Here is a 6,578-nt window from a genome sequence, read left to right on the forward strand (position 1 = left end):
GCCCAGGGTTTTCGGGAAGGGGCGGGGTGGGGAAAAGGAAAGCGGCCCGCGCCCCCGGCGTACAGGGGAAGCGGGCCGCCACAGAGCATCGCGCGCGGCGTTACACCTTGCGCAGGCGGAACGTCAGCGACAGGGGCTCGTCCGTGAACGGGTCACCGTACGTGTCGTCCGCCGCCCCCGCCGCGTAATCCGTCGCCAGCACCTCCTCCGCGATCAGCCCCGCGTGAGCGGACAGCGCCGAGACGACATCCGCGTCGGACGACTCCCACCGCACCGCGATCCGGTCCGCCACATCCAGCCCGCTGTTCTTGCGCGCCTCCTGGATCAGCCGGATCGCGTCCCGGGCCAGGCCCGCCAGGCGCAGCTCCGGGGTGATCTCCAGGTCGAGCGCGACCGTCGCACCGGAGTCCGAGGCCACGGACCAGCCCTCACGCGGGGTCTCCGTGATGATCACCTCGTCGGGGGCGAGCACGACCTCCTCGCCGCCCACCGTGACCGACGCCGCCCCCGTGTCCCGCAGGGACGCCGACAGCGCCGCCGCGTCCGCCGCCGCGACCGCCTTGGCCACGTCCTGGACGCCCTTGCCGAAGCGCTTGCCCAGGGCACGGAAGTTCGCCTTGGCCGTGGTGTCGACCAGCGAGCCGCCCACCTCGGACAGCGACGCCAGGGACGAGACGTTCAGCTCCTCGGTGATCTGCGCGTGCAGCTCCGGGGAGAGGGACTCGAAGCCCGCCACGGCCACCAGCGCGCGCGACAGCGGCTGGCGCGTCTTGACGCCCGACTCCGCGCGCGTGGCGCGGCCCAGCTCCACCAGGCGCCGTACGAGCAGCATCTGCTGCGACAGCACCGGGTCGATGGCGGAGGCGTCCGCCTTCGGCCACGACGACAGGTGCACCGACTCCGGCGCGTCCGGGGTCACCGGCACCACCATGTCCTGCCACACCCGCTCGGTGATGAACGGGGTCAGCGGCGCGAGCAGCCGCGTCACCGTCTCCACCACGTCGTGCAGCGTGCGCAGCGCCGCCTTGTCACCCTGCCAGAACCGGCGCCGCGAACGGCGGACGTACCAGTTGGACAGGTCGTCCACGAAGGCGGAGAGGAGCTTGCCGGCGCGCTGGGTGTCGTACGCCTCCAGGGCCTGCGTCACCTGGTCGACCAGCGTGTTCAGCTCGCTGAGCAGCCAGCGGTCCAGGACCGTGCGGTCCGCCGGGGCCGGGTCGGCCGCGCTGGGCGCCCAGTCGGACGTACGGGCGTACAGCGCCTGGAAGGCGACCGTGTTCCAGTACGTGAGGAGCGTCTTGCGGACGACCTCCTGGATGGTGCCGTGGCCCACCCGGCGGGCCGCCCACGGGGAGCCGCCGGCCGCCATGAACCAGCGCACCGCGTCCGCGCCGTGCTGGTCCATGAGCGGGATCGGCTGGAGGATGTTGCCCAGGTGCTTGGACATCTTGCGGCCGTCCTCGGCGAGGATGTGGCCCAGGCAGACCACGTTCTCGTACGAGGACTTGTCGAACACCAGGGTGCCGACGGCCATCAGCGTGTAGAACCAGCCGCGCGTCTGGTCGATCGCCTCGGAGATGAACTGCGCCGGGTAGCGGCTCTCGAACAGCTCCTTGTTCTTGTACGGGTAGCCCCACTGCGCGAACGGCATCGAGCCCGAGTCGTACCAGGCGTCGATCACCTCCGGCACCCGGACCGCCGGGTGGGCGCAGCCCTCGGCCGTGCAGGTGAAGGTGACGTCGTCGATGTAGGGGCGGTGCGGGTCGAGCTCGCTCTGGTCGGTGCCGGACAGCTCGCTCAGCTCGGCGCGCGAGCCGACACAGGTCAGATGGCCGTCCTCGCAGCGCCAGATCGGCAGCGGGGTGCCCCAGTAGCGGTTGCGGGAGAGCGCCCAGTCGATGTTGTTGTTCAGCCAGTCGCCGAAGCGGCCCTGCTTGACCGAGTCCGGGAACCAGTTGGTCTTCTCGTTCTCCCGCAGCATCGCGTCCTTGACGGCGGTGGTGCGGATGTACCACGACGGCTGCGCGTAGTAGAGCAGCGCGGTGTGGCAGCGCCAGCAGTGCGGGTAGCTGTGCTCGTACGGCACGTGGCGGAAGAGCAGACCGCGCTCGGCCAGGTCCGCGGTCAGCTTCTCGTCGGCCTTCTTGAAGAAGACGCCGCCGACCAGCGGCACGTCCTCCTCGAAGGTGCCGTCGGGGCGGACCGGGTTCACCACCGGGAGGCCGTACGCCTTGCAGACCAGGAGGTCGTCGGCGCCGAAGGCGGGGGACTGGTGGACCAGACCCGTACCGTCCTCGGTCGTCACGTACTCGGCGTTCACCACGTAGTGCGCGGGCTCGGGGAACTCGACGAGCTCGAAGGGGCGCTGGTAGGTCCAGCGCTCCATCTCGGTGCCCGTGAAGGTCTGCCCGGTGGCCTCCCAGCCCTCGCCGAGGGCCTTCTCCAGCAGCGGCTGGGCGACGACCAGCTTCTCCTCACCGTTGGTGGCCACCACATAGGTGACCTCCGGGTGGGCGGCCACGGCGGTGTTGGAGACCAGCGTCCACGGCGTGGTCGTCCACACCAGGAGCGCGGCCTCGCCCGCGAGGGGGCCGGAGGTGAGCGGGAAGCGGACGAAGACCGAGGGGTCGACGACCGTCTCGTACCCCTGCGCCAGCTCGTGGTCGGACAGGCCGGTGCCGCAGCGGGGGCACCACGGGGCGACGCGGTGGTCCTGGGTGAGCAGGCCCTTGTTGAAGATCTCCTTCAGGGACCACCAGACGGACTCCACGTACTCGGGGTCCATCGTGCGGTAGGCGTCGTCCAGGTCGACCCAGTAGCCCATGCGGGTCGTGAGCTCGGCGAAGGCGTCGGTGTGGCGGGTCACGGACTCGCGGCACTTGGCGTTGAACTCGGCGATGCCGTACGCCTCGATGTCCTTCTTGCCGTTGAAGCCGAGCTCCTTCTCGACGGCGAGCTCGACCGGCAGGCCGTGGCAGTCCCAGCCGGCCTTGCGGGCCACGTGGTAGCCCTGCATGGTCCGGAAGCGGGGGAAGACGTCCTTGAAGACGCGGGCCTCGATGTGGTGGGCGCCCGGCATGCCGTTGGCGGTCGGCGGGCCCTCGTAGAACACCCACTCGGGGCGGCCCTCGGACTGTTCGAGGCTCTTGGCGAAGACCTTGGACTCGCGCCAGAAGTCGAGCACGGCGTGCTCCAGCGCGGGCAGGTCGACCTGGGCGGGCACCTGGCGGTACTGCGACATCCGTTCATCCTCCGGCGGATCGTCGTACGTTTCCGTCGGAGGGACGAGAGCTGCGGCCGTCGCACGGCCCCGCGCTCCCGCGGTACCACCCTCCTTGGCGGTGTGCGGGACACCGCCCCCTCATTGGGGTCGCGAAGCCGGTTCTACTCGCACCCGGGGGTGCTTTCTTCCGGCGGCTCCGGGGTGATCTTCACATCGCGCTCGCCTCCGGGCTCCCACCGTCCCCGGATCGCTCTTGGCTGCGTACGACGCTACTCGTCCCATTCACGCCTCTCGCTGAGCACAGTGTACGGGCCCGCACCGACGGCGGCCGACCGGTTTTCGGCGCGTCCGCCCGCGGCGCCGCCACGCGCGCGTGGATGACCCGAATGGGCATACGTGGCCGGGCGGAGTCCGGCCGCGCCCGCGGGGCGGATTACCGGCCCACGAGCTGGGCACAACGGATGCAGGTCCGTCTCCCGGCACCTCGGCCGGGGCCGGACCGGCGGCGTGCCCCGTTGCCGCGGGCCTGGGGTCGATTTATCGTCCCAGCACGATTCGCGAGCAAGATCACAATATGTGAAGGGGCCGCGGCCATGGTGGCGAAGAAGACCGCGTTGGCGTCCGAGGACGCGAGAAAGGCCGTGGCCAAGGAGGCGTCCAAGAAGGAGGCGGCCCCGAAGAAGAGCGCGGCCAAGAAGACGTCGGCCAGAGCGCCGGCGAAGAAGGCGCCGGCGAAGAAGGCGGTGGCCAAGAAGGCGGTGGCGACGAAGACCGCCGCCAAGAAGACCGCCGCCAAGAAGGCCGTCGCCAAGGAGACGGCCGCCAAGAAGGCCGCGCCGAAGAAGGCGGCGGCCAAGCAGGCTGTGGCCGGTGAGGCCGGCGCGGAGAAGGCCGTAGCCAGGAAAGCAGCGTCCAAGAAGGCAGCGTCCAAGAAGGCACCGGCCAAGAAGGCACCGGCCAAGAAGGCCGTGGCTGAGGATCCTGTGGCCGAGACAGCCGCCGTCGACAAGACGGCCCCGGCCAAGAAGGCTGCCGCCAAGAAGACGGCGTCCGCCAAGAAGGCGTCATCGGGCAAGGCCGCCGGTGGAGCAGTGGAAGAGGCCGCCTCGGCGGCCCAGGGGGCGGCCCAGGCCGCGGAGCAGAGGGGAGCCGACAAGGTGGTTGCCAAGAACACGGCCGACGAGGCCGCGGCCAGGAAGTCCACGGCGACGACGGCCGTGCCGAAGGCCCGTGCCGTCGTCGCCGGGGTGCCCGGCGAGCTGCCGGTGCGGCCCGGGGAGGACCCCTGGACGCCCGAGGAGGTCAGCGAGGCACGCACCGAGCTGACCAGCGAGGTCCTGCGGCTGCGGGCCGAGATCGAGGCCTCGGAGAGCGCCCTGAGCGGGCTGATGCGGGACTCCGGGGACGGCGCCGGCGACGACGACGCCGACACCGGGACCAAGAACATCACCCGGGAGCACGAGATGGCGCTGGCCGCCAACGCGCGCGAGATGCTGGAGCAGACGGAACGGGCACTGGAACGGCTGGACGCCGGTACGTACGGCTACTGCGAGGTCTGCGGCAATCCCATCGGCAAGGCGCGGATGCAGGCCTTCCCGCGCGCGACCCTCTGCGTCGAGGACAAGCAGAAGCAGGAACGCCGGGGCTGAGTCCGTACGCCTGTGTCGTACCCTCGTCCTCAGTCAGGTACCTAGGGTTGGTCGAGGGACTCACGTGGCAGAGGCGGAGCGCATCATCGGTACGCCGGACGTAGAAGGGCCCGACGAGGCCGCGGCTCCCGACGAGCGGCCCCGGGGCCGGCGCAGGGTCGCCGTCCTGTTCGCGGTGGCGCTCTTCGCGTTCCTGCTCGACCTCGGCAGCAAGATGCTCGTGGTGGCCAGGCTGGAGCACCACGAGCCGATCGAGGTCGTGGGCGACCTGCTGAAGCTGGAGGCGATCCGCAACCCGGGCGCCGCCTTCGGCATGGGCGAGGCCTTCACCGTGATCTTCACGCTGATCGCGGCGACGGTGATCGTGGTGATCTTCCGGCTGGCCCGCAAGCTCTACAGCCTGCCGTGGGCGATCGCGCTCGGGCTGCTGCTCGGCGGCGCGCTCGGCAACCTCACCGACCGCATCTTCCGCTCCCCGGGCGTCTTCGAGGGCGCGGTGGTCGACTTCATCGCGCCGGCCCACTTCGCCGTCTTCAACCTGGCCGACTCCGCGATCGTCTGCGGCGGCTTCCTGATCGTGATCCTCTCGTTCCGGGGCCTGGACCCGGACGGAACGGTCCACAAGGACTGATCCCGGTCCGCACGGGGACGGGGATGTCGGTGGGGCAAGGCATACTCGACGGGTGAGTACGTTTCCCGAGATCCGCACCTTGCCCGTTCCCGACGGTCTGGAGGGCGAGCGCGTCGACGCCGCCATCTCCCGTATGTTCGGGTTCTCCCGTACGAAGGCCGCGGAGCTCGCCGCGGCGGGGAAGGTCCAGGTCGACGGCTCGGTGGTGGGCAAGTCCGAGCGGGTCCGCGGGGGCGCGTGGCTGGAGGTCGAGATGCCCCAGGCGCCCGCGCCGGTGCAGATCGTGGCCGAGCCGGTCGAGGGCATGGAGATCGTGCACGACGACGACGACATCGTCGTGATCGTGAAGCCGGTCGGCGTCGCCGCCCACCCGAGCCCGGGCTGGACGGGGACCACGGTCATCGGCGGCCTCGCGGCGGCCGGGTACCGGATCTCCACCTCCGGCGCGGCCGAGCGCCAGGGCATCGTCCACCGGCTCGACGTCGGCACCTCGGGTCTGATGGTCGTCGCCAAGTCCGAGCGGGCGTACACGTATCTGAAGCAGCAGTTCCGCGAGCGCGTGGTGGACAAGCGCTACCACGCCTTGGTGCAGGGCCACCCGGACCCGATGAGCGGCACCATCGACGCGCCCATCGGCCGCCACCCCAACCACGACTACAAGTGGGCGGTCACGGCCGAGGGCAAGCCCTCGGTGACGCACTACGACCTGATCGAGGCGTTCCGGGCCGCGTCGCTGCTCGACATCAAGCTGGAGACGGGCCGCACGCACCAGATCCGGGTGCACATGTCCGCCCACCGGCACCCGTGCGTGGGCGACCTGACGTACGGGGCGGACCCCACGATCGCCAAGCGGCTCGGGCTGACCCGGCAGTGGCTGCACGCGGTGCGCCTCGGCTTCGAGCACCCCTCGGACGGCTCGTGGGTGGAGTTCGAGAGCCGCTACCCCGACGACCTCCAGCACGCGCTGGACGTCATCCGCGCGGAGAGCGAGTGACGCCGTAGGCGTCGCGAGCCTTGCTTTGACCTGCGGGCCGTCGGTGGCTGGTCGCGCAGTTCCCCGCGCCCCTGATTACCC

The 6,578-nt window shown here is 70.8% G+C and carries 4 protein-coding genes; 3 read left to right on the forward strand and 1 reads right to left on the reverse strand.

Features of this window, described 5'->3' with window-relative positions; translation table 11 throughout:
• Nucleotides 1–100: 100 nt before the first annotated feature.
• Nucleotides 101–3,241, reverse strand: a complete 3,141-nt coding sequence (gene ileS / locus ABD236_RS30140) for an isoleucine--tRNA ligase (protein WP_344079127.1) — start codon at nt 3,239–3,241, stop codon at nt 101–103.
• 575 nt (nt 3,242–3,816) lie between these two features.
• Here ileS and ABD236_RS30145 point away from each other — a divergent pair.
• From ABD236_RS30145 to ABD236_RS30155, 3 genes are all read left to right on the forward strand, one after another.
• Nucleotides 3,817–4,872, forward strand: a complete 1,056-nt coding sequence (locus ABD236_RS30145) for a TraR/DksA family transcriptional regulator (protein WP_344079129.1) — start codon at nt 3,817–3,819, stop codon at nt 4,870–4,872.
• A 64-nt stretch (nt 4,873–4,936) separates the two neighbouring features.
• Nucleotides 4,937–5,503 carry a signal peptidase II gene (lspA, locus tag ABD236_RS30150; protein WP_344079131.1) on the forward strand — a complete coding sequence of 189 codons (567 nt, stop codon included), beginning with the start codon at nt 4,937–4,939 and terminating at the stop codon, nt 5,501–5,503.
• Nucleotides 5,504–5,555: 52 nt separating this feature from the next.
• Nucleotides 5,556–6,497: an RluA family pseudouridine synthase gene (locus ABD236_RS30155; RefSeq protein ID WP_344079133.1), complete on the forward strand. Its 942-nt coding sequence runs from the start codon at nt 5,556–5,558 to the stop codon at nt 6,495–6,497.
• Nucleotides 6,498–6,578: the final 81 nt, after the last annotated feature.

The sequence above is a fragment of the Streptomyces crystallinus genome (assembly GCF_039521265.1).
Classification (GTDB): domain Bacteria; phylum Actinomycetota; class Actinomycetes; order Streptomycetales; family Streptomycetaceae; genus Streptomyces; species Streptomyces crystallinus.

Coding starts and splice junctions, on each gene's coding strand:
- ileS (WP_344079127.1), bottom strand. CDS start 3,241: ATGTCGCAGTACCGCCAGGTGCCCGCCCAGGTCGACCTGCCCGCGCTG.
- ABD236_RS30145 (WP_344079129.1), top strand. CDS start 3,817: ATGGTGGCGAAGAAGACCGCGTTGGCGTCCGAGGACGCGAGAAAGGCC.